The following is a 22,461-nucleotide window of genomic DNA, read 5'->3' on the forward strand; positions in this document are numbered from 1 at the left end:
GTCGGCATCAGCCAACGGCGTCAGGGTGTGGTGGTGACGGTTATAGCTTCGCCGTTGCATGAGATGCGACCTCGACGTCTTTCCACCGGCTCGCGACTGCCTCCAGCTTCTCACGCGGCACGGCGAAGAACGCGGCGACGGCGGTCGGAGCGAAGTGCGATCCAAGACCGGCCCAGATTTCCGCCGCCGCCTGCTCGTAGGTGATTGCCGCGTGATACGGACGGTCTGACGTCAACGCGTCATATACATCGGCGACCGCGAACAACCGCGCGCCCAGCGGGATCTGCCCACCCGTGAGGCCGCGTGGATACCCGCTGCCGTCAATCCGCTCATGATGGGTGCGGACGATATCCGCGGCATTCCGGAGAAACGGCACGCGCCGCATGATCCGATAACCTTCTTCCGGATGCTTAAAGACCTCCATCCATTCGTCGTCGGTAAGGCGACCCGGCTTGAGCAGGATGTGGTCCGGCACGGCGATCTTGCCAACGTCGTGCAGCAGCGCGCCATAGGCAATGTCGCGCCGTGATTGTTCACTCACGCCAAGTTGATCCGCGAGGAGGAGGGTGTATGCCCGCACGCGCTGCGAGTGCATGCCCGTGTGGTGTTCGCGCAGATCGAGGGCCGACACGAGGCCGTTGACCGTTTCTTCGTGCGCCGTCGCCAGCCCCTCGAGGAGGCTGCGCTGCCGATCGAACCAGTAGCCGGCGAGCAGGCCGACGACCCAGAAGGTTGCCAGCTCCCCGACTTGATTTGCCTGTTCCATGTAGTTGCCCGGCCAGTTCAGGAATGCGTGGCCGGTGAAGAGCACACTCACGGCGACCGTCGTCCACGCGGCACCGCCGAGGCCGAACCAGACCGCGGCGAGCAGGGGCGGGATGAAGTAGGCTTTCCGCAGCACGATGTGCAGTTCGTGCCAGCCATGCGTCGTCGTCGGAATGGCGAAGTGCAGCGTCGCAATGCTCGCTACGAGTATTGCGAGAGCCGCCAGGCGCGTTCCGCGCGAAGGCGGCGGATTGAATCGCAGGGACATTATCGAACCCTCGCCGAGGTCGCGTGGGTCACCGGGACCTCACTGTCTGAGCGGAGCCGCGCAATCCACTCTTCCAGCACGCGCTCTGTGACGGGCCCCGTATGTTTGTGCGCCACGCGACCGTCTCGTCCGATGAAATAGGTCTCGGGGACGCCATACACGCCGTACGCGATGGCGGTACGAGCACCAGGATCGAGCACGGACGGATAGGCCTGCCCACCCATCTCCTGCAGCCAGGCGCGCCCGGCCTCGGGCGTGTCATTGTAGAGCAGTCCGACGAAATGCACGTCGCTCGCCGCGTACCGCCGCCCGACCGCCAGCAACGCAGGATGTTCGTCTCGACAGGCAAGGCACCACGAGGCCCACACATTGAGCACGACCGGATCGCCCAACCAGTCCTGCAGCCGTACACTGTCCTGCGGAATCCCGCCCAGCCCGTTCGTGAACACCGACAGGGCAAAGGTCGGCGCCGGACGCCCGGGCAACGGTGACGGAATCTCCCCGGGGTCGCGACCCATGCCCCACGCGAACAGCGCGAGCACCGGAATCGCGGACAGGGCGGCGAGCACCGCGCGACGGCGATTCATGCGCCGTGTCCGGTAGCCGGCGAACCGCCGGGCGTGCGTCGGGCGTTGTGCGCGCGTGTCATGCGACGTGCGCGTAAACGCGCGTGCTGCCATCCGAACGGAACGCGACGATATCGTATGGTTCCTTCCGCACGATCTCCATGCCGGGTGAGCCACCGGGCATGTCCGCCACCGCGAGCCCGCGCTCCCCTGAACGCTCAGCGAGAAAGCGCGTCAGCGCATCAACTGGCACGTGCCCCTCCACCACCACGTCGCGCACCACGGCCGTGTGGCACGCCCGCAGGCTGGCCGGCACGCCGAGTTCCTCCTTTCGGCGCGAGAGATTCGTGGTGTACTTGATGTGCACGCGGTAGCCGTGCGCTTCCAGGTGGGCGACCCACAGCCGGCAGCACTCGCACGTGTCGGAGGCATACATCAGGACCGGCACGAGGCCCGGACGAAGCCCCCGACCCACGCGACCAAGCAGAAGGACCGAGCTGAGCAACACGACGCCGCCGCCTACCATTCCCACCCATTCGCGGCGTGAGAGTCCGCGATGCGGGTCGCGTAAGATGTTCGTCGGCCGACGAGCAGTCCGCGGCCACGCATCGCCGTCCCGTTTCCTCGTCATGAGGCATTCCTCCACACACGCCGCGTGATCATCACGCGTTCGCGTAGACGCGCGTGCTACCGTTTGACTTAAAGGCCAGCACATCGTACGCCTGCTTCGGGCTGTCCTCCATGCCCGGGGATCCTCCTGGCATCCCAGGTACCGCCAAGCCGCGGTCGGCTGGGCGCTCTGCCAGGAACTTCCTGATCAACTCAGGCGGGACGTGCCCTTCAAAGACATAGCCACCCGCCTCGGCCGTGTGGCAGGAGCGTAGATCGACAGGCACGAGCAGGGCGTCTTTCTTCGGCGTAACATCGGGCATCACGTGCTTCTTGAGGTCGAATCCTGCCGACGTCATGCGCTCGGCCCATTGATGGCAGCATCCGCACTCTTCCGTGGCGTACAGCGTGACGTGCACCGTTTGCGCCCCGGCGGCCTTGCAGCCGGCGACGCCCAACGCCGCGAGTCCCGCGAGGACGGCGGAGCCACCGGACGCCAGGCGCACCCAGTCCCGACGCGTGAGGGGTGCACGCGGAACGCGCGCGTCTCGATCCGAGATTTCGGTGACGGCTGAGTGGTGCGTTTCCTGCGTAACGTCTGTCATGAGAGCTCCCGGCCGACTGTCGTCCGCCAGAGGTTAGGTGTTGGGTGATGGCGCGGCATGCGTCGGGCCGTCCGCCGCCGCAAGCACTGGCTGTGTGGCACGCGAACGTTCCTTCCACAGCGAGTAGATCGCGGGAATCACGAGCAGCGTCAGCACCGTGCTCGAGATCATGCCGCCAATCATCGGCGCGGCGATGCGCCGCATCACGCTGGCGCCCGCGCCGTTGCCCCACAGGATGGGAAGCAGGCCCGCCATGATCGCCGTGACCGTCATCATCTTCGGCCGCACGCGTTCTACGGCGCCTTCCATCACGGCGTCGTACAGGTCATGCATGGTCGGCGATTTGCCGTTGGCCGAGCGGGAGGCCCAGGCATGATCGAGGTAGATCAGCATCACCACCCCGGTTTCGGCCGCCACGCCCGCCAATGCAATGAACCCGATCGCGACCGCGACCGACCAGTTGAAGCTGAGGGCCCACAGGAACCAGATGCCCCCGACCAGCGCAAACGGCAGCGAGAGCATCACGATCAGCGTCTCGCCCACGCTCTTGAAGTTGAAGTAGAGCAGCAGGAAGATGAGTGCCAGCGTGGCCGGGATGACGAGCTTCATCGTCTCCTTGGCCCGCTGCATGTACTCGTACTGTCCGCTCCACACGATGGAGTAGCCCGGTGGCATCTTGACGCGCGCCGCCACCTCGCGCTGCGCGTCGGCGACGTAGCCGCCGATGTCGCGGCCCGCGACGTCGACGTACACCCACGCGGTGGGCATCGCGCCTTCGGTGCGCACGACCATCGGGCCCGCCACCGAGCGAATGGTGGCGATCTGGCCCAGCGGGACCTGTGCGTCATTCCCGCTCAGCGCAGAGCCGCCCCCGCCCATGCCGCCCATGCCACTGGCCGAACTGGCGCCGGATGCGGCATGAGAGACCGGCACCAGCACCGACGCCAGGCGCTCCGGCGTGTCACGCAGTTCCTGCGGGTAGCGAATGCGCACCCCGAAACGCTGCCGGCCCTCGACCGTCTGCGTGATGGTCATGCCACCGATGGCCGTGGCGATGACCGCTTGCACGTCGCCCACATTGAGGCCGTGGCGCGCTGCCGCCTGTCGATCGATATCGATATCGAGGTAGTAACCGCTGACGGCACGTTCAGCGAACGCACTACGTGTGCCGGGCACCATCTGCACGGCGCGCTCGACTTCTCGGCCGATGCGCTCCAACTCGGCGAGATCCGGTCCGAACACCTTGATGCCCACGGGCGTTCGGATGCCGGTGGCGAGCATGTCAATGCGCCCCTTGATCGGCATCGTCCACGCATTCGTCACGCCAGGCAACCGGACGGCCGAGTCCATCGCCGCCACGAGACCGTCGTAGGTCATGCCGGGTCGCCACTCGTCCTGCGGCTTCAGCGTGATGGTGGTTTCGAACATGTCGAGTCCGGCGGGATCGGTGGCGGTGTTCGCACGGCCGCCCTTGCCCCACACGTGATCGACCTCGGGGAACTGTTTCAGGATCTTGTCCTGAATCCGCAGAATCTCGCGGGCACGCGCGACACTGACGCCCGGCAGCGTCGTCGGCATGTAGAGGATCGTGCCCTCACCGAGCGGCGGCATGAACTCACTGCCGATGCGCGTCCACGGGACCCACGTCAGGATCACCACGGCGACCGACGTGGCGATGACCGGCCACCGGTGCTTCAGCACGAAGGTGATCATCGGCCGATACCAGCGGATGAGCACGCGGTTCACGGGGTTGGCCGACTCGCGGAAGATCCGTCCGCGAACGAAGAGTCCCATCGTCACCGGCACCAGCGTGACCGAGAGAAGGCTCGACGCGGCCATGGCGAACGTCTTCGTGAACGCCAGCGGATGGAAGAGTCGCCCTTCCTGGCCTTCGAGCGCGAAGACCGGCAGGAACGAGACCGTGATGATGAGCAGCGAGAAGAAGAGGGCAGGTCCCACTTCCTGCGCGGCCTCGATGACGACGCGCCACCGCTCCCGGGTTGACAGGATGTTCGTATCGAGCCAGCGCGACTCCGCGACGTCGACGCCGGCAGCGCGTTCCTTCTCGGTAATCGCGCGCTCCAGATGCTTATGCAGGTTCTCGATCATCACGATCGCCGCATCAATCATCGCACCGATGGCGATGGCGATGCCGCCGAGCGACATGATGTCCGCGCCCACGCGCACCCCGCGCATCGCGACAAACGCCATGAGAATCCCGATCGGCAGCGTGAGAATCGCGACGAGCGCCGAGCGGGCGTGCAACAGGAAGATGATACAGACGAGCGCCACCACGAGGCTTTCCTCGAGCAGCTTGCCGCGCAATGTCTCGATGGCGCGCTGGATCAGGTCACTGCGGTCGTACACCGGCCGGATGACAACGCCCGGCGGCAGCCCGGGGGCGATCTGCTGCAGTCGTTCCTTCACCCGCTCGATCGTAGTCAGCGCGTTCTGGCCGAACCGCATAATGACGATCGCACCGACCGCATCGCCGCGGCCGTCAAGCTCGGCCACACCGCGTCGCACTGCAGGACCCACGTTCACGCGTCCGAGTTCGGCCACGCGAATCGGCGTGCCGGCGGCGGTCGCTCCGACCACGACATTCTCGATGTCGTTGATCGACTTCAGATAGCCAAGCCCACGCACCATGTACTCACGCTCCGACAACTCGACCACCATCGCGCCGACGTCCGCATTGGCGTTCTGGATGGCCTGCATCACGCGCGTGACGGGAATGCGATACGCAAGCAGCTTTGCCGGATCAATGTCGATCTGATACTGCTTCTCGAACCCGCCGATCGTCGCGACCTCCGACACGCCGGGCACCGACGTGAGCTGATACCGTAGGTACCAGTCCTGCAGTGAGCGCAGGTCGGCGAGGCTCATCTTGCCCGTCGTGTCCTCGAGTGCGTACTGGTAGACCCAGCCGAGGCCCGTGGCATCCGGGCCGAGTGTCGGCGACACACTCGCCGGCAATCGCCCCTTCAGTCCGTTCAGGTACTCGAGCACCCGGCTGCGCGCCCAGTACAGGTCGGTACCATCGTCGAAGATGATGTAGACGAAGGAGATGCCGAAGTACGAGTAGCCGCGCACCGTCCGCGCTCCGGGTACCTTGAGCATTTCCGCCGCAATTGGATACGTGACCTGGTCCTCGACGATGCGCGGTGCCTGCTCGTTGTATTCGGCTTGAACGATGACCTGCACGTCGCTGAGGTCGGGCAACGCTTCCAGGGGCGTACGGCGGACCGCGATGACGCCCGCCAACATGGCGGCCACGGTGAACAACACGACGAGGAACTTGTTGCTCGCCGACCACGCAATGACTTGCTTGAGCATGGACGGGTTCCTCAGTCGTTGGGGTGCTTCATGCCAGCCATGGGCGGCATGGTATCCGGCTTTCCTGCCTTCGGCGGTTTCACGTTCTTCCTTGGCGCAGCCGGCATCTCCATCCCGGGCATGTCATGTGCCATCGCTGGTACTTTCGGCACCGGTTTCGCCGACGCGGGGACCTTCTGCATCGGCATATCCATGCCCTTCATGTTGTCTTTCGAATGGTCCGCTTTCGGTTCTTCTGGCTTCGCGCCCGCGCCGGCCGGCGCCGACATGTCCATGCCCGGCATGCCCGCCATCCCGCCGAGCATCGAGCCGAGGTTCGACTCCGCGTCGACCAGGAAGGTGGCCGACGCCACAACCTTCTCGCCCATCCGCAGGCCGGACTTCACCTCTACGCGGTCGTCGGTGGCCAAGCCACGTACGATGTCCCGCGGCTCGAGCATGCCATCGGCGCGCTGCACGAAAACGAGATCGCGGCGACCGGTCGAAAGAACGGCAGACCGCGGCACGTGCAGCACGGACACGCCGCCCATCGTGCGAATAAGGATGGTGGCGTACATGCCAGGCTTCAGTGCGGCAGTGGCGTTCTCCAACTCCACGCGCACGCGGACCGTGCGCGTTTCGCTGCTCACCGTGGGTTGTACGAAAACGATGCGTCCCCGGCGCACCTGGCCTGGTAGCGCCTGCAACTCCACGTCGACCCATTCGCCGACGTGCACCAACGGCAGGTCCTTCTCGAACACCTCGCCTTCGACCCACACGACGGAGAGATCGGCGAGCCGGAAGAGTGCGTCGCCCGCCATCATCCGCTGGCCTTGCACGACCAGCTTGTCCACCACCACCCCGCCGTAGGGCGCGCGGATCATCAGGGACTTCTGCGCCTCGCCCGTGCGTTCCACGCGCTCCACCTCGGCCGCGGGCACATCCCAGTTGAGCAACCGTTGGCGCGCCGCATGCAGGAGCGACTGCGCGTTGGCCACCGTCACGGCGTCCTTGCCGGCGACGTCGCGCGCCAACTTCGCAGAGATCACGAGTTCTTCCTCTGCACTCAATAGCATCGGGGCGTACACGGCCACCAGCGGCTCCCCTGCCTGGACATCACGTCCCGTGTAGTCCACGTACAACCGGTCGACCCAGCCATCGAACTTGAGCGTCACGCTGCGGACCCGTGTTTCGTCGACGGTGACTTGGGCGACGGTGCGCACCTCGGGATTCAGCGCGCTGTGCTCCACGGTTGCGTACGTGACGCCGATTCGCTGCGCCTGTTCCGCCGTCAGCATCACCGGCTGCGCCGCGTCCGCCGCCGCCGCGGCGCCGTGGTTGTGCCCAGCGGCGGCTGCTTCGGGCGATGGACCGCGCGCCGCATAGCGCGCGACGAGCACCGCGCCCACGATAACGACAACCCCGAACGCCAGAGTGCCAAACCGTCCGCCGAGCCCGCGAGTTCGCTTGTCGAACTCTGACCCCGTGGCGGTGGTCTTCGAAGTGTCCTGTGGTTCGTCGCGCATTATCGGTTTCCTCCCGGCGTCGCACGGCCGGCATTGGGGTCAAAGAGTTCGCGGCCAAGCAACATCTCCAGGTCGGCCAGGGCCATGCCTTCGGCGGCGTCCAGCGACGCCAGTTCCTGCTCGTAGCGATTGACGGTGGCCTGGTTATCCAGCAAGGTCATGAGGTTCACGCGGCCCACGCGGTACGCCGCCAACGAGGCGGTGACGGCAGCTCGGGCCTGCGGCAGCACCGATGCCAGATACAGAGACCGGAGGTTCCGTGCGCGGGTCCATTCCGCGTATGCCTCGCCGACTTTCGCGCGCGTTTCCGCCTTCATGGCGGCCAAGTCGGCGGCGGCCATCGCCCGCATCGCGCCGGTCTCGTCGCGCATACGGTACTGTCGGCTCTTCGCGAAAATCGGCACGCTGGCCCCCAGCATCAGGCTGCCCATCCGTTCGACGCCGCTCATGCCACCGCGCTGTCCGTACTGCACGCCGACCTGCAGGTCCGGCCAGATTTCGCGGGTGGCCAGCCGAGCATCCGCCTCTGCCGCGCGCAGGTCGGCCTCGCCGGCTTGCACCATCGGGCGCACCGTCGCGGCTTGCCCGATCAGGCTATCGAGCGAGGGCAGGCGATCCGGATACGCCGGCAACACGGCCGTCGCCGTGGAATCGACCGGCTGGTTGAGCAACCCACCGAGCCGCGCAAGATTGACGGCCCGCATGGCCCGCATGGCCGTGATGTCCTCGGTCATGCGACTGACTTCTACTCGCGCCTTCAGGACATCAGCCTGCGCTGTCTCACCCACGCGATACATCGCCTCCGACGTCGAGGCCACGTCTTCCATCAATCGGCGCGTACCGAGGGCGATCTCGATGCTGCGTTCGGTGCGATACACCTCATAGAAGGCGGCTGCGACCTGGCTGCGCACCTCCCACCGGAGATCCAGCGCGCGCGCGCGCGTTCCGCCGACTCGCGCCTCGGCCGCCGCACCCGCCAATCCGAGCTTTCCCGCCGTCGGTACCATCTGCATGACCTGCAGTTGTGTCATGCCGAGCGGATCCATGGGACCGAGGCCTGGCAGCGCGCGGTTCATGAAGCCGAGCTGCACCTGCGGATCGGGGGGCCGTCGGGTGCCCGGTACGCGCGCCGCAGCAGCCGACACCAGCGCATTCGCTGCGGTGATTCGTGGATTGAGGCGATCCGCGGTTGCGAACAGCGCGCCGAGCGTGAGGCCGCGAGGCGGCGACGACGGCACCTGTGCAACTAATGGAATGGCGCGCGCGGCGACCCCGGCGAGCGCGGCGAGCCACGGACGGAGCCAACGGAATCGCGTACGACCGTATCGCGCGGCGTACGAACCTGTGAAGGAGCGCTCCATGCCGACACGCGGCACGGGCCAAGTCTGTGGGAACACGAGCAACCTCGAGAGACGGAGAGGGAGCCACGCGGCGAACGACTCGCCGACGGGCAGACCGCACGGTCAGGGATCGACGTCGAGCGTCGATCTACGAGACTCAGGCTCTCGGAGGTGGTGTGTCAAGCGCGCGCGCCCACGCCGCTGGCGGCGCGCCGTTCCCGCGCGGGGCCAATGAGGTGAATGCGCGCGGCATTAGGGCGCTCACGACAGGCGCGACGACAGCCGGGGGAGCCGACGTCGTGCAACCCATACCTGTCGGACAGGACGGGCAGGAGGGTGACGTGCCATCGGGGGCCGTGCAGCAATCGACGCCACCGACCGTCGTCGATCCTGCATTGATTGCCGGCGCCTGCATCGGCGCGGGTGCGGAGGCGTGGTGCACGTCGGCCATCGCGTGATGACGCATGGACGCCGCGTCGGGGGTCGCGTGACGGACCGCCGTGCCCACCGACGCGCGGGGAGCCGTGGGGACACGCTGGGCCGAGCCGGCAGCGTGCTCGCATGACTGGGCGTCGAGCGACAGCGCCGACGCCGTGATGGCCAGGACGGCAGCGGCGACGGAGCGCCAACCCGAGACCAGCCAGTGCGGGGTCAACGGAGCCCCCACTGCCACGTGGCGGAGAGAGACGCGGCCGGGGCCGTCGGCGTCAGACCCACGCCCGCCATGGCAGTAATCGACTGGCGATTCGCAAATCGATAGCTCCAGCCAGCCGCGACCTGCACTGGACCCTCCGAACCGTCGACGAAGGGCGTCGCCGCGATCACTGAACCGTACAGAGTCTGCCCAGCAGACCCGAGCGGACGAGCCACGGTAACTGTACCGCTCGTGACGTCACGGTACGGATCGCCCGACCGCCGTCCGACGTGCCAGTACCCGACATCGGCGAGCACCGAGAAGGTCGTGAAGTGCCGAGCGACTGTCGCTCCGACGGCTTCGTCCCAGCGACCGGTGCCAAAGCCGTCTTTGGCGCTGGCGAAGGGAACCTTGACGGCGGAATAAAGGGAAAGACTCTGCGAGGCCGCTGTCGATCCCAACACTGCCACGTCCGCGCGCAGTAGCGGATCGCCGTGGCCGGCGTGGCCCGTCATGCCGGATCCGCCGTTGTTCATCCCAGCCATCCCGAGGCGGCCCATCATGCCGTTATAAGCCGATCCGCTCGCAGAGCCACTCTGCTCGGTGTGCGCCGCGCCGCCCACCGGTAGCATGCCCGCACCAACCGTGCGAACTGTCGCCGCATCCTGGAAGATGTACGGCACCGTTGCCCACCAACGCCAACGCCCGACGGTCGCCATCGCACCCACTGCAAAGTTCGCCGTGCTCACCGCGCGGTCGCCACCATAACGACCGGCGGTGAACTGGGAGCCGCCAAACACGGCGAAGGAGTCCTGGGCGGACCCCGTCGTCGCGATGCCGCCAGCGAACACGAGTACGAGCAACGGGCGTGTCACGAGCGCCGTGGGCTACGGCTTGGGCGGCGTTGGCACGCCCTGCTGCATCTTCTCCATCGATTTCAGCATGCGATCCATGTTACCCAGCATCTCCGTGAGCGACTTCTGCATCGTACCCATTTCACTGTGCATCGTTCCGCTCGCCATCAGCTTGTCGTTCATCATCAGGTCGTGCATCTGCGTCGTCAGTCCCTTCATCTGCCCAGACATCGCCGACAAGTTCTCCGTCATCATGTGCATCACGTGCACACCGGGAGCGCTCATCGGCATGGTCTGCGCGAACTGCGACATCTGTTGGGTCCGCTGCACCATCAGATCGGTGCGCTGCATCATGGTCTGCATCTGGGCCATCATCGCCGTCGACATGCCTTGCTGGCTCATGCCCTGGTGCCCTGCCATAGCCCCCATCTGACCCTGCGCCTCGGCGTGCGACGCGAGCAGGGAGAGCGCGAGCACCGCGCCGGCCACGCAGCCAGCCATCGAGTTTCTCATCATGGGAATCCGACCTTTCATTCGAGGGTGAATCCGGGTGTCGCTCGTCGAACGATCTCCGATGCTACAGGGGAAGCTCGCCGCGACCTCGCTGACATCCAAGCCGTCACTTGCCTGATTTTATGTAGGATAAAACCTGAAGGACGTACGCGTCTTTCAGTCCGGAAGTTGCTGTGGAAGCGAGGCTGATCGCCCTGCCAGCCGCGGTATGGACAAGCCCCGGAATCGCTCCGACGGCTGCGGCGTTACCGCCGCGGTGCGGCGACCTCTTCTTCGCCGGCTTCTGCTGCTGCGACTCGGCCGGCATCAGCAACTTCGTGAAGATGCCGCCACCGTCGGCCAGCGCCACAGCCTCCTCTGTCCTCATTGGCGCGAGGCCCGACGTCTCGCGGAACGCGGGGGCCACGATATCCTCGCGCTCGTAGATCGAGACCGGGTGCCCGGTCATGTTGCACTTCTGGCTCAGCCAGGCCGTCAGGACGGCGCGATTTTCCGCCTCCGCCGGTGTGTTGCCGAGAGCAGCGCCCCCAATGTCGTGACCGGAGAAGGCGATCGCGCAGCGGAGCCTTTCCTTCTCCGCGTCGCATTGCTGTAAGAGGTCGGGATCGACAGTCCGGCGAGTCGCGCGAGTGGGCCGACAGTTTTCGAGTGGAAGGTCATGGGTGGCACACGAACTCGAACCTGCCCGGAAACACTAACGCCGCCCCAACCGGGAGCGGCGAAGTGAAGCCAGACTAACAACTTACCAAGAGCCACAGGTCGGGATTGAACCGACGACCGCTCGATTACGAATCGTATTTTCCCCCTCTGAAGACGGCTCGACGAATCTACCAAAGTTCTTGGCATCGTTGTCCTTCAGAGGAGAAACTCCGCCAGCAAGAAATTTATACCCGCTCCAGATCCGCCGAATTCTGGTACCGATTCTGGACATACAGCCATTTGCCGCTAGATTCGCGATAAGCATCTAGGAGGTGATGATGGCGAAGACCCCGAAGCTCATCAACGGACGTGGGACACTCCCTTTGAAGAAACGATTCAAAGGTGTGGGTCTTATACGCAAGATGTCGGGGACGACCGATTCGAAGACGTACCACCGAATCGTGGATACGATGGATCAACTCCACAACGTAGGCAACTTCGACGCTCTGTTGGCCGTGAAGAGGGGTGTACTCTCCCCACTAGAACTTCTCGAACACGTTACGAAGAAAGGACTCACAAAAGTCGGAGACCTTCAGACCAACCTTGAACTCGACTCCACGCTCAACAAGTGGCTCGACAAGCACGACATCAAAGAGACGACACGGAAGACTTACCGGGGGAATTTGAGCCGATTCTTGAAGTCCGCCCCAACCGGCTCTCTGGTCAAGGACATTCCGGCTCTGTACCAGAAATACCGTGACACCTGTATCGCCGACGAGACCAAGTACATGGCGCTCGCGGTACGAAGGATTCTGCTGTCGTTCACCGCCACCACCTATGGGAGGAATAGTGACATCTACCGTGACATTCAGAACGTCAATCCGCCGAAGGTCGAAGGGAAGCTGAAGAACGACGCGGTGACCGTCGCGGATATCCGACTACTGATGACTTGCCTGCCGGAACATCACGCTCGGATCGTCTGGCACATATGCCTGACTGGAATGCGCAAGTCGGAGTTCTTCGAGACCTCAGAGGCACGCTGGACTGTTCACACAGATCGTGTCTCGATCCAAGGTAGCAAGAACGCGAACTCCGTGAGATCTGTCTTCAAGGTCGAAGAGATTGATAAGCCGAGTGTTGGCGATCTTGCATTTCGCCGAGCTCTCACAAAGGCCTTGAAGGACGATCGCGCCAAGTCACTTTCGCATATCACTCCCCACACCTTCAGGAAGTGCTTCGCTCGGTGGATGAATGAGGCCGGGATCTTTCCGGCTCATCAACGCTGGTACATGGGACACGATGCCAAATCCATGACAGAGTTCTATCAGAAGCACGATGTCACACCGTTCCTCGACGCGGATGGGAAGTTGTTTGCCGCGTTCCTAGCAGCCAGCCAGACGTGAAAGAAGTCTCACCACCTGTGTGGTACTCCACTTTCCGCCACGGGATGCCGGAATTCTGAGTCGGTTGAGTTCCGAGGTGATCTCACCTGGACGGGTGATTCCTCGCTCTGACAACTTCGTCAGTTCACCACTCAAATCCTTCGCTCGACGTATCGCTCGGTCCGCTCGGATTCTTGCGCTCCATTTTGCTCCTTCTCGTCGGGCTGATGGGGTGAGATTCGGAGTCCCTAGCCTCACACCTCGAGCCCTTGCCGCTTGAAGAGCAAGGCGAGTTCTCACGGAGATCAACCTCGCCTCCTCCTCCGCCACCATCGCCATAATCCCGACTGTGAGCCGGTTCGCGGAAGGCATATCACAACAAACGAACTCGACGCCCGATTCCTTCAAGCCCAGTAGGAAATGGGCATTCCTCGACAACCTATCAATCTTCGCTACCAGAAGCATCGCCTTGTGGACACGACAAGCAGATAACGCGCTCGCCAGTTGAGGCCGATCCACCTTCCGACCACTCTCCACTTCAACGAACTCGCCGATAACGACCGAACCGGTCGCTCGAATGAACTCAACGACAGCATTTCGTTGGGCTTCCAGCCCCAAACCGCTTTGGGCTTGTCCTCCCGTCGAAACTCGGAGGTACGACACGTAGAGATGTCTTTCCATGACCCTTCCCCAGAGAGGTTACATATCCAACAACGACCGTTGTTGCATACGTAAGAGGTGGGGTCAGGAAATCAAGCCATACACTCCCAGAGAGGTATAGAGGAGAACCTAGAATCAAAATACAGGGACTCGTTGGAGGAAGACTCCGGGTCGTGGCGCCATCGTCTTCCACCTATCGATACGGAAGCTCATCACCACCAGCGAGTCCTGACCATCATCACATCGCCAACGCACTCTCATATCGAACTCGTGCTGTCGGCTCGGAACGCCACCGTAAGATCCTTTGCAAGCGTGTTCTGTCTTATCAGGAGAGTTGTACTTCATCCACATCGTAGTCGATCGCACCGCTAACTCATCCCCAACCTCATTCGCCCAGTCGCCTTGCCAAAAAACACTCGGATCAGGGGGCATCGGAGCCGGCCAATCAGACAGTTGCACCGCCTCCGACGCGGCCGACACAGGCTTCTCCGCTTGTCCGGACACTTTGAGAGCCGCCTGAACGAAGAGAGTCTTACGACCAAAATCATACGCCCCCGAAATCTTCATCGGTCGTCCCGCTTCTTCCTTTACGTACTCCCCCAACCCGTTCTCAATAATCATCAGCACCACTACGGAATCATCGAGCGCCGACAACGTGACGTTCGTCAGCGGAATGGTTCCCTCGGGGTCCTTTTGGCGAAACTGAGCGTGTGGCAACCCGAATGTCGCGAGTAGCTGGGCAAGGGAGCCCGCCCCGGAGGCCGGCCCGACGCTTCCTATCCCCGGATTTGACCGATTGCTGTCCGACGTACCGTCAGAGGGAAAATCGACCGATATTTCCCGGTTACCGTCGGCGAAAGTGAATCCCATCGAAAACTGATACTCGGGCGGCGGAAGTCTATATGTCTGCAGAGTCGAGTCGAAAGTCATGCCACCTTCCTGTGGTCGACCCCACTCCCACTTTTCCCTCAACTCAAGCGGGAAAGTCACAAGAAGGGTATCACCGCGCATCTCCGCTCGAGTGACTTCTTTTGGCGTATTCGCGCGCTCGCCGCAACCGCCTGTGAAAGCCAAAGAGAGGATCGTCATTCCCATAGCTACACGCCGTGAAACGCGGGCCCTTGTATGGATTGGCACTCCTTATCCTCCTAGTCAGCACAGTATCACTTCCACTACGACGATGCATGGAGCGTGCTTTTTTCGTCTCTAGCATTGACATTACGACATCACGCCACGGGTCGTAACTGCAACTTTCCGCCACCGTACGGGCGGCTTTGATGACGCCACCGGAGGCGGAGCATGCTATCTACCTCCCATGTTCATCTGGGAAGAATGGCCCGACTACTTCCGCGGTGTTGACCGCCTGCTCGAGGACTGTTCGAGGGTACGCCTCAACCTTCGCTCCGTCGAGACGGAACCAACCCGACACTCCCACACTCGGAGTACAACCCAGCCCTCCGACCGCAGGAACCGCGTGACGCTTCGATCTCGTGAACGATTGCCAGAAACCTTCGCCGACCAATAGGAGCTATTTCGGACGGGGGAACGGTAACAGTTCGGACATCCGTGCCAAAAGCACCCATCAACGAAGAGGACGACACGACGGTTCCGCCATACGAAGTCCGGTCTACCGCGTAGATTTCCGTGTCGTCTCCAGCCGCTGAGCTGCAATTTTCGCAGTATCCGGGCCATCTTCAGTTCGGTACTTTGATTACCCGTTGACCGAATCGCGGACATGTTCCGGCTCCGCTCAGGTGTCGGCGCCAGAAGCTTCGCTTTTTGCGTTTGTCGCAGACTTAGACCTAACTTCACGCTCGTCCCTGTGTTCTGACGGGTCGCTTCGACTGACACACCAGCAATCCCTAGTCTATTTCATGACGCAAAAGACACGACTGTTCAAGCTTGGAGAACTGTTTTCCGGGCCGGGAGGCATCGGTTGCGCAGCTCACCGTTCGGAGATCGTCACCTCAGAAGGCACACGCTTCGCAATCAAGCACGTATGGTCTAACGACTACGACCAATCATCGTGTGACACCTTCAAGAAGAACATCGAGATAGACCCGAAGCAGGTCTTCTGCGAGCCCGTTGATCAGTTCGTCAAGAGGTTCGCAGACATACCGAAGATAGACTGCCTATCGTTCGGCTTCCCCTGCAATGATTTCAGCAACATAGGTGAGAAGAAAGGACTTAAGGGGACCTTCGGTCCTTTGTACGAGTATGGCGCTCATACGATTGACCACTTCAAACCCAAGTGGTTCCTCGCGGAGAACGTGGGTGGACTCACGAATTCCAATGAGGGGAAGACGTTTGAGAAGATTGTGAACCGCCTACGATCTGCCGGAGACGGGTACGTCCTCACCGTTCATCTCTACAAGTTTGAAGAATACGGGGTTCCTCAGAGACGGCATCGTATCGTCATCGTCGGAATGAGAAAGGACCTTGGACTGACCTTCCGAGTTCCGAAACCGACGCACACAGTCAAGAACTGGGTTACGGCGAGAGAGGCTCTCGAAGCTCTGCCAGACGTTCACTCTCTCCCGAATAGTGAAATCACTCGACAGATGGGGGATGTCGTCGAGAGGCTGACACACATTCGACCGGGAGAAAATGCTTGGAACGCGAATCTCCCGAAACGACTTCAGTTGAATGTGAAAGGTGCTCGGCTGAGTAACATCTATCGTCGTCTTGATCCCGACAAACCCGCATACACGGTAACCGGGAGTGGTGGTGGTGGTACACACATCTATCACTACGACGAACCTCGAGCTCTCACGAACCGAGAACGGGCCCGCCTTCAATCTTTCCCGGACGACTACGTGTTTGTGGGGTCGAAGGAACAGGTTCGGAAACAGATTGGGATGGCCGTACCTCCGCTGGGGGCTCGTCACATTCTCACAGCGATCTTGAAGACATTCGCTGGTATCCCCTATCCGAGTGTTAGCCCTAAGTGGGAAGAAGCCATCGGCGAAGTCGAGTGAGCCAGACTCTGACGGATCACATCACGCACAACTAGTTGTGGAGTCGTGTGAATGATCATAAGTGAACTCTACTCCCGCGCTCTAATCGAACCTGCCGACGCTGCAGATCGCTTGTACGCGGTGAGTGGGTACGCTTCGGCCGCCTTTGCGCGCCGCCACATCAAGGACCTTCTCGATAAGGGTCGAGTCACTGAAGTGAACTTGATCGTTGGAATGCCTGGTCAAAGAAACGATCATGTCGCGTTCAAGGAACTTCACGCCGAGTTCGCAGGGAAGTTCAAGGGTTACTACTACAACAGGACACCGCCGGTACACTCGAAGGTTTATGGGTGGTACAACGGTGACAAGGACGTTTCAGGGTTCGCCGGCTCCGCGAACTACAGTCAGTACGGTTTCTTTGAGAATCAGCAACGCAATCAACTGAGTATTGAAGATCCGAAGCTGATCAAGACTCTGTTTGACAGTCTCCTCGCCGACTCGATCTACATCCCGCTAGTCGTCATCGAACCACCTCCGGGTCATCCTCGTGAGGGAGAAGAGGGTGTCGTCCAACCGGGGGGACTGCTGTGGGAGGTACCCGACACCCGGGTCCGGATTTCTTTTCTCTCAAAGGATGGGACTCTTCCTCAGGTATCAGGTTTGAACTGGGGACAACGACTAGAGAGGAGAGTTCTGCCGGACGGAACTGAGACGTTCCTACAACGCGAGAAGAATCAGACGTACTTGAGCCTGAAGGGTGACAGTCGAAAGGACGGTTTCCTCCCGCCTCGTGCCATTCGGTTCACGCTTGTTACGGACGATGGTAAGTCGTTTGACTGTGTTAGGGCTCAAGACGGAGATAAGGCAATTCACACAACGGACGACAACAGCATTCTCGGACGCTACCTCCGGTCTCGCCTCGGAGTACCGGACGGTGGAGTCGTCACGAAGGAAGATCTTGTCCGGTACGGACGGACTGACTTCACGATCGAGAAACTTGATGATGAGACGTTCTTACTCGACTTGTCAGTCAAGCACTAATCCCACGGACTCACTACGACCACACGGCTTTCAGTTGTTCACGAATAGCCGTTATGATCGCTGAGACTTTTCACACCGAGGGAGATAGGATGCGCTGGTATTCGTACAACGGAGACAGAATCACCTCGAAGGGTCATCGTACATTCGTAGAAATTGCTCCGACTATCCGATTCGGTCCAACGAGCAAACGATACGGATACGTCTGGCCCCAAGACGGAAGCTTTCGTGCCTACTACGAGGTCTTCCATCCGGGACAGGTTGAGGATGTGGAGCTTGGCTCATTCAGCAACGCATCCGATGCCAGAAGAGCTGTCGAAGCAGCATTGACGCAAAGCTAGTGATTGAACTGCTTCTGACCCTCGTTCTCGGCTATTCTCTCCTCATCATTCTATTTGCCATCCCGTACTGGACGTTCAAGGCAATCAGGTCGCTGTTCGTCGTAGCAAGTCATTTCAGGACAGCCCCCAAGAGGACTCGTAGGAGGCCGTTTCTCGGGCCGCCATAGGGGCTAGGAATATTCGGAAAATGCAGAACGGCCACCTCCATGGGTGGCCGCTCTATTTTGTCATATACACGGCTATCACCACGGATCCGTGCAATCCAATTGTACGCATTGAATTGACACGAATTGTCGTTCACTCAACATCGTGTTTCACGAAGATCGCTGATATGTATTTGTAGACGGTAACCGGGATTTGTTTGAAACTTCCCGTACCGTTGACACGTAGAGAGTGATGAGACTTCCTGTAGTCCAACGAGGTCGCATGAAATCACCTCCCAGTTCGGAGGTGATATTCTTTTCTTGTCACGGGGTCTTTGGAATTCGTAATTGCCCACAGGGGGTTCAACTCCCCGACAAATAACGAGAACGGTGACGACACAGAAGGACGGTCTGTCACCAAGTTGAACGATGATGGTGTTGCTTGTTCTAGTCCATTTCGCAGACGGGTTGTTGAGTTCGACGAAGAAAGAACATTGAAGAAATTGAAGTCGAGGTTATTGCATTCCCTCGCCCGAAACGAAAAATGCAAGGTGGTTTCAGTGAGACGTTTCTACTGAAGAGTTTAACGAGGGGGCAATATTCCACCTTTGAACATGCTGATGAAATTCAGTGGGTGATGCTCGAGAGAGTTCTTATATCAACTTCAATTGAACAACTTTGTACATGAATGTGTTTTTGTATTCTTGTCATTCCGTTATTCACACCAACTCAATGATGAAAGGCATTACTACCTTACATCACCCGTTCTAACCCCTCGTGCATCTGTGAACGTAAAGTTTTGAAGCACAGAAGCGCTTTGAGCGCAAACAAGGTTCTATCAAATAGGGCGACCAACTCGGTCGCCCTATGCAATTCCAACAGGAGAACATCAATGACGGAGACATTTCTAACCAAACGCGATATCGCCACGCATCTGAAGGTCAGCACACGAACCATTGACGAATGGATGGCATCGGGCGTGCTACCGTTCGTGAAACTCCGAGGGACAGTTCGATTCTCCCCTCACCTTCTGCAGAACATCGCCGATTCCATTTCAACAGTCATCGTATCACCAGCACCAGACAACAGAGAACACCTATGAAATCTTCAGATCGTGGAACTAGAGTAAGAATGATGGAAGACATACCCAACGTAACGGCGCTAGAATCGAATAGGTCGAGACGACCCCCCTCAAGCCTGAAGGCCTCTCTTCAGACGAACGAACGTCGAGAATTTTCGGTCCCAGACTTTATCGCTCAGTTCGAGATCGCATTGGATTCAGTCCGTACAGGTGGCACCGGAACGGATTGAGTTGGAAGGTAGGGAGTGATGAACCACGGTTGTCCTCCAACCCCCGTCCTACGACCGTTGGGACCGGGGGAACGAGTTTGGGGTCGCCGACATGATTTTGCTCGTTCCTGAGGTCGCCCAGACGGCTTCCTGACCGTCCCTGAGTCCCTCGGTCAACGTGATTCTCGTCCGATGACGAGATTCGACTCATCACACCACATCGGAGACTCAGAAGTCCCGACCCTGGACAGGTGACGAACTATCCCATACCCTGCCCGGGTTTTCGACTGAGGGACTTATGGCAAAGAAAACGCGACCGGAGAACGTTGGGCTAAATCTCGGCCCCCTCCATCAGAGTGAATGGACTCCCCCACTCCACATCATCGCCGATTCTGTTCTCCGTCAGTACGCCTCGGAGATCGTCGAACCGACCGAGGGTGATTTTCGATTCTCGCTCACAACCGCTGGTCGTCCGTGGAGATCCCAGCTTGTCGTTCACGAACATGAACGGGTCGTCGTGTTCTACGCCTACACGGATGTCGCGTTCATGTCAGCTACTCCTCACCGTGTCATGTCGGTGATCGCTTCCCTCTCTGAAGAACTCGTCCTCGGTTCATTCGAATATCAGGCTGATCGTCACGCGGTTTACTTCAGGAGTTCATGCGTACTCGGCAAAGCAAACCCCGAGAAGGAGCTTGACGGACTTCTCAACTCGTCAGAATGGCCTTTGAGGTTTTGGAACGCCGCAATTCCGTTGGTCGAGGCCTCTACTGTTCGTCCCGACGAGATTTGCTCAATCGCTTTGTTCAAGGCAGGACTCGTTCCGAAGATTCCTCTTTCGACAGCAGCGATGAAATTTGTGCTTCGAGTCGAGGAGTGAAATCGCGGAACTCAACAAGCTCATTCGCCGTCACCAACCGCTATCTTTTTCAGACGCCTGACAACGAAGATTTGCGCCTAGCCTCCACCTGACCGCTTTTCAACTTGCGGTCAGGTTTTTTTTCGCTGGAACGGCTGACAAAGAAATAAGGGGAGACGATGAACTCGTCTCCCCTTCACGTTCTTTCGGGACTGACTATGGACATACAAAAACTATATCCACCCGTCGCAATAATATTGCCCTTCTGTAACCTCTTGAAAATCAACAACTTATCTAGAGCCACAGGTCGGGATTGAACCGACGACCGCTCGATTACGAATCGAGTGCTCTACCACTGAGCTACTGTGGCGCGGAGCGTCGGCGGAACGTCGTCCGTCCACCGTCTTCCGACTACCGTCTGCTGCGATGCCCTGGCTCGGATTCGAACCGAGACGCGTTTCCGCACCACCCCCTCAAGATGGCGTGTCTACCAGTTTCACCACCAGGGCAGAACTACGAAGAGAAACAACAGACAAACAACAGACAAACAACAGAAAAAAAACAGAACGGGAGCGACGGGGCTCGAACCCGCGGCCTCTTGAGTGACAGTCAAGTGCTCTAACCAAGCTGAGCTACGCCCCCAAACTGCAGACGGTAGATGGCGGATGGCAGACGGCAGATAACTGCCGAGCCACCGCGGCTTCCATCGTCCTGCAACCTGCACCTGCACCCGCCGATCGAGTCTCGCCGGGAACTGCAATAGCCCCAACGGGAATCGAACCCGTCTTTCGACCTTGAAAGGGTCGCGTCCTAACCGATAGACGATGAGGCCGGGTGAAAATCAGTAGCGGTAACGGGATTCGAACCCGTGTTACAGCCTTGAGAGGGCCGCGTCCTAGGCCTCTAGACGATACCGCCTTGGTAGTACCTCTACCCCCTCCCCGTTCCTGGCCGGAACGTGGGACGAGGGTGATGCCGGGAGCGCCGTCTCAATCGACGCCCCGCCCTGCTGCACTTCATCTGTCAATCAGCACGGCCAAGCAGGCCAGGAAGGACTCGAACCTTCAACCGCCGGTTTTGGAGACCGGTGCTCTACCAATTGAGCTACTGACCTAGAGTCAGCGGGAGGCCAGGCGAAGGGAACCGCTCCCCGAACCCCGCAACCTGCTGCTCAGGGTGACTGACGGGAATTGAACCCGCAACCCCCAGAGCCACAGTCTGGTGCTCTAACCGATTGAGCTACAGTCACCATCTACCCCTCGCCGAGCCGCCGGAGCGTTCCGGGAGAGGCCGAAAAAACTAACTCCACAAACCACCCAATTCAACGGGCAGCGCTCGCATCACCCGCCCTTCCCATCGCGCGGTCGTACTCTGTCGTATTCTGTCGTACTCTGTCGTACTCTGTCGTTCTCTGTCGTTCTCTGCCGTACTCAATCCTTCGCCCGATCCATGTACTCGCCCGTCGCCGGATTCACGCGGATGCGCTCCCCGGTGGCGATGAACTCGGGCACGTTGACCGTCACCCCGTTGGCGAGCACGGCCGGCTTGCTCGACGCCGTCTTGGTTGCCGTCTTCATCACCGGGGCCGTATCGACGATCTCCTGCACCACGTACTGCGGGAGGTCGATGCCGATCGGACGGCCGTCGTAGTACTCGGCCAGGATCACCATGTTCTCCTGCATCCACGGCGCGTTGTCGCCCAGCGTCTCCTCGTCCATCTCGAGCTGGTCGTAGTTCTCGGTGTTCATGAAGTGGTACGTCTCACCACTCTTGTACATGAACTGCAGCTCGTGGGTTTCCATCGAGGCCTTCTCGATGGAATCGTCGGCGCGGAAACGGTGCTCGAAATTCGACCCGGACGTGAGGTCCTTCAGCTTCGCCTGAACCATGGCGCGCAGGTTGCCCGGCGTATGGTGACGGAACTCGACGATGCGGCACGGACGGCCCTCGAAGACGATGACCATGCCGCGACGAATCTGGGTTGCTGGGAGCGCCATAAGATGAGCCTGACGAACGGGTTGAGCGGGGATTTGGGATAGCCTAGAAGTATAAACCGAAATGGGGGAAGGGTGAAGGGGGATGGGTGAAGAGTTAAGGAACGGGGAGGGAGGTCGCTCGCGCGCCCGGAGATCTCCCTCCTCGTTCCACCTCCCGGGG

17 protein-coding genes and 8 tRNA genes are annotated in these 22,461 nt (G+C 60.6%); 5 read left to right on the top strand and 20 right to left on the bottom strand.

Annotation, left to right across the window (positions count from 1 at the left end):
- Positions 1 to 40: 40 nt before the first annotated feature.
- The 7 genes from VGJ96_09045 to VGJ96_09075 form a co-directional block, all read right to left on the bottom strand.
- Positions 41 to 1,033: an HD-GYP domain-containing protein gene (locus VGJ96_09045; GenBank protein ID HEY3287252.1), complete on the bottom strand. Its 993-nt coding sequence runs from the start codon at positions 1,031 to 1,033 to the stop codon at positions 41 to 43.
- A complete protein-coding gene (locus VGJ96_09050) occupies positions 1,033 to 1,620 on the bottom strand; it encodes a redoxin domain-containing protein (protein HEY3287253.1) in 588 nt (195 codons plus the stop codon). Before VGJ96_09050 ends, VGJ96_09045 begins: the two co-directional genes overlap by 1 nt.
- A 58-nt stretch (positions 1,621 to 1,678) precedes the next feature.
- On the bottom strand, positions 1,679 to 2,104 hold the full coding sequence (locus VGJ96_09055; protein ID HEY3287254.1) for a DUF411 domain-containing protein: 426 nt from the start codon (positions 2,102 to 2,104) through the stop codon (positions 1,679 to 1,681).
- A gap of 157 nt (positions 2,105 to 2,261) precedes the next feature.
- Positions 2,262 to 2,714 (bottom strand): DUF411 domain-containing protein, encoded by a 453-nt coding sequence (locus tag VGJ96_09060; protein HEY3287255.1) that lies wholly within the window; start codon positions 2,712 to 2,714, stop codon positions 2,262 to 2,264.
- Positions 2,715 to 2,846: 132 nt separating this feature from the next.
- A complete protein-coding gene (locus VGJ96_09065; GenBank protein HEY3287256.1) occupies positions 2,847 to 6,149 on the bottom strand; it encodes a CusA/CzcA family heavy metal efflux RND transporter in 3,303 nt (1,100 codons plus the stop codon).
- 11 nt (positions 6,150 to 6,160) lie between these two features.
- Positions 6,161 to 7,537 (bottom strand): efflux RND transporter periplasmic adaptor subunit, encoded by a 1,377-nt coding sequence (locus tag VGJ96_09070; protein HEY3287257.1) that lies wholly within the window; start codon positions 7,535 to 7,537, stop codon positions 6,161 to 6,163.
- A gap of 116 nt (positions 7,538 to 7,653) precedes the next feature.
- Positions 7,654 to 9,015 carry a TolC family protein gene (locus VGJ96_09075; GenBank protein HEY3287258.1) on the bottom strand — a complete coding sequence of 454 codons (1,362 nt, stop codon included), beginning with the start codon at positions 9,013 to 9,015 and terminating at the stop codon, positions 7,654 to 7,656.
- 155 nt (positions 9,016 to 9,170) lie between these two features.
- Between VGJ96_09075 and VGJ96_09080 the strand changes: the two genes are divergently transcribed.
- Positions 9,171 to 9,452, top strand: a complete 282-nt coding sequence (locus tag VGJ96_09080) for a hypothetical protein (GenBank protein HEY3287259.1) — start codon at positions 9,171 to 9,173, stop codon at positions 9,450 to 9,452.
- A gap of 193 nt (positions 9,453 to 9,645) precedes the next feature.
- On the opposite strand, the gene VGJ96_09085 is transcribed toward VGJ96_09080, so the two are convergent.
- The 4 genes from VGJ96_09085 to VGJ96_09100 form a co-directional block, all read right to left on the bottom strand.
- Positions 9,646 to 10,503: a hypothetical protein gene (locus VGJ96_09085; GenBank protein HEY3287260.1), complete on the bottom strand. Its 858-nt coding sequence runs from the start codon at positions 10,501 to 10,503 to the stop codon at positions 9,646 to 9,648.
- Between the two features lie 12 nt (positions 10,504 to 10,515).
- Entirely contained in the window at positions 10,516 to 10,995 is a 480-nt protein-coding gene (locus VGJ96_09090) for a hypothetical protein (GenBank protein HEY3287261.1), read from the bottom strand.
- Between the two features lie 106 nt (positions 10,996 to 11,101).
- Positions 11,102 to 11,443 carry a hypothetical protein gene (locus VGJ96_09095; protein HEY3287262.1) on the bottom strand — a complete coding sequence of 114 codons (342 nt, stop codon included), beginning with the start codon at positions 11,441 to 11,443 and terminating at the stop codon, positions 11,102 to 11,104.
- A gap of 302 nt (positions 11,444 to 11,745) precedes the next feature.
- A tRNA-Thr gene (locus VGJ96_09100) sits at positions 11,746 to 11,813 on the bottom strand.
- A 159-nt stretch (positions 11,814 to 11,972) separates the two neighbouring features.
- On the opposite strand from VGJ96_09100, the gene VGJ96_09105 reads away from it, so the two are divergent.
- The gene (locus tag VGJ96_09105) at positions 11,973 to 13,037 is read left to right on the top strand and encodes a tyrosine-type recombinase/integrase (protein ID HEY3287263.1); all 1,065 of its coding nucleotides are present in this window, start codon (positions 11,973 to 11,975) and stop codon (positions 13,035 to 13,037) included.
- Positions 13,038 to 13,811: 774 nt separating this feature from the next.
- On the opposite strand, the gene VGJ96_09110 is transcribed toward VGJ96_09105, so the two are convergent.
- On the bottom strand, positions 13,812 to 14,765 hold the full coding sequence (locus tag VGJ96_09110) for a hypothetical protein (GenBank protein HEY3287264.1): 954 nt from the start codon (positions 14,763 to 14,765) through the stop codon (positions 13,812 to 13,814).
- Positions 14,766 to 15,550: 785 nt separating this feature from the next.
- Between VGJ96_09110 and VGJ96_09115 the strand changes: the two genes are divergently transcribed.
- The 3 genes from VGJ96_09115 (at position 15,551) to VGJ96_09125 (ending at position 20,325) form a co-directional block, all read left to right on the top strand.
- Complete coding sequence (locus VGJ96_09115) at positions 15,551 to 16,654, top strand: DNA cytosine methyltransferase (protein ID HEY3287265.1); 1,104 nt, start codon at positions 15,551 to 15,553, stop codon at positions 16,652 to 16,654.
- Between the two features lie 51 nt (positions 16,655 to 16,705).
- Positions 16,706 to 17,674 (top strand): restriction endonuclease PLD domain-containing protein, encoded by a 969-nt coding sequence (locus VGJ96_09120; protein HEY3287266.1) that lies wholly within the window; start codon positions 16,706 to 16,708, stop codon positions 17,672 to 17,674.
- Positions 17,675 to 19,743: 2,069 nt separating this feature from the next.
- Positions 19,744 to 20,325 carry a hypothetical protein gene (locus VGJ96_09125; protein ID HEY3287267.1) on the top strand — a complete coding sequence of 194 codons (582 nt, stop codon included), beginning with the start codon at positions 19,744 to 19,746 and terminating at the stop codon, positions 20,323 to 20,325.
- A 277-nt stretch (positions 20,326 to 20,602) separates the two neighbouring features.
- Here VGJ96_09125 and VGJ96_09130 read toward each other — a convergent pair.
- The 8 genes from VGJ96_09130 to efp form a co-directional block, all read right to left on the bottom strand.
- A tRNA-Thr gene (locus VGJ96_09130) sits at positions 20,603 to 20,674 on the bottom strand.
- 57 nt (positions 20,675 to 20,731) lie between these two features.
- Positions 20,732 to 20,813, bottom strand: a tRNA-Leu gene (locus VGJ96_09135).
- Between the two features lie 58 nt (positions 20,814 to 20,871).
- Positions 20,872 to 20,946, bottom strand: a tRNA-Asp gene (locus VGJ96_09140).
- Between the two features lie 118 nt (positions 20,947 to 21,064).
- A tRNA-Glu gene (locus VGJ96_09145) sits at positions 21,065 to 21,136 on the bottom strand.
- A gap of 13 nt (positions 21,137 to 21,149) precedes the next feature.
- A tRNA-Glu gene (locus VGJ96_09150) sits at positions 21,150 to 21,222 on the bottom strand.
- A gap of 123 nt (positions 21,223 to 21,345) precedes the next feature.
- Positions 21,346 to 21,418: transfer RNA gene (locus tag VGJ96_09155), tRNA-Trp, on the bottom strand.
- 61 nt (positions 21,419 to 21,479) lie between these two features.
- Positions 21,480 to 21,553: transfer RNA gene (locus tag VGJ96_09160), tRNA-His, on the bottom strand.
- 181 nt (positions 21,554 to 21,734) lie between these two features.
- Positions 21,735 to 22,301, bottom strand: coding sequence for an elongation factor P (efp, locus tag VGJ96_09165; GenBank protein HEY3287268.1), 567 nt, complete (start codon positions 22,299 to 22,301; stop codon positions 21,735 to 21,737).
- Between the last annotated feature and the right edge of the window lie 160 nt (positions 22,302 to 22,461).

The organism is Gemmatimonadaceae bacterium, assembly GCA_036504815.1.
Classification (GTDB): Bacteria; Gemmatimonadota; Gemmatimonadetes; order Gemmatimonadales; family Gemmatimonadaceae; genus PNKL01.

Bases quoted from the DNA above. Each gene is read 5' to 3' on its own strand.
- VGJ96_09105 (HEY3287263.1), top strand. From the start codon at position 11,973: ATGGCGAAGACCCCGAAGCTCATCAACGGACGTGGGACACTCCCTTTG.
- VGJ96_09075 (HEY3287258.1), bottom strand. From the start codon at position 9,015: ATGGAGCGCTCCTTCACAGGTTCGTACGCCGCGCGATACGGTCGTACG.
- VGJ96_09125 (HEY3287267.1), top strand. From the start codon at position 19,744: ATGGCAAAGAAAACGCGACCGGAGAACGTTGGGCTAAATCTCGGCCCC.
- VGJ96_09090 (HEY3287261.1), bottom strand. From the start codon at position 10,995: ATGAGAAACTCGATGGCTGGCTGCGTGGCCGGCGCGGTGCTCGCGCTC.
- VGJ96_09110 (HEY3287264.1), bottom strand. From the start codon at position 14,765: ATGACGATCCTCTCTTTGGCTTTCACAGGCGGTTGCGGCGAGCGCGCG.
- VGJ96_09095 (HEY3287262.1), bottom strand. From the start codon at position 11,443: ATGACCGGGCACCCGGTCTCGATCTACGAGCGCGAGGATATCGTGGCC.
- VGJ96_09050 (HEY3287253.1), bottom strand. From the start codon at position 1,620: ATGAATCGCCGTCGCGCGGTGCTCGCCGCCCTGTCCGCGATTCCGGTG.
- VGJ96_09115 (HEY3287265.1), top strand. From the start codon at position 15,551: ATGACGCAAAAGACACGACTGTTCAAGCTTGGAGAACTGTTTTCCGGG.
- VGJ96_09065 (HEY3287256.1), bottom strand. From the start codon at position 6,149: ATGCTCAAGCAAGTCATTGCGTGGTCGGCGAGCAACAAGTTCCTCGTC.
- VGJ96_09120 (HEY3287266.1), top strand. From the start codon at position 16,706: ATGATCATAAGTGAACTCTACTCCCGCGCTCTAATCGAACCTGCCGAC.
- VGJ96_09045 (HEY3287252.1), bottom strand. From the start codon at position 1,033: ATGTCCCTGCGATTCAATCCGCCGCCTTCGCGCGGAACGCGCCTGGCG.
- efp (HEY3287268.1), bottom strand. From the start codon at position 22,301: ATGGCGCTCCCAGCAACCCAGATTCGTCGCGGCATGGTCATCGTCTTC.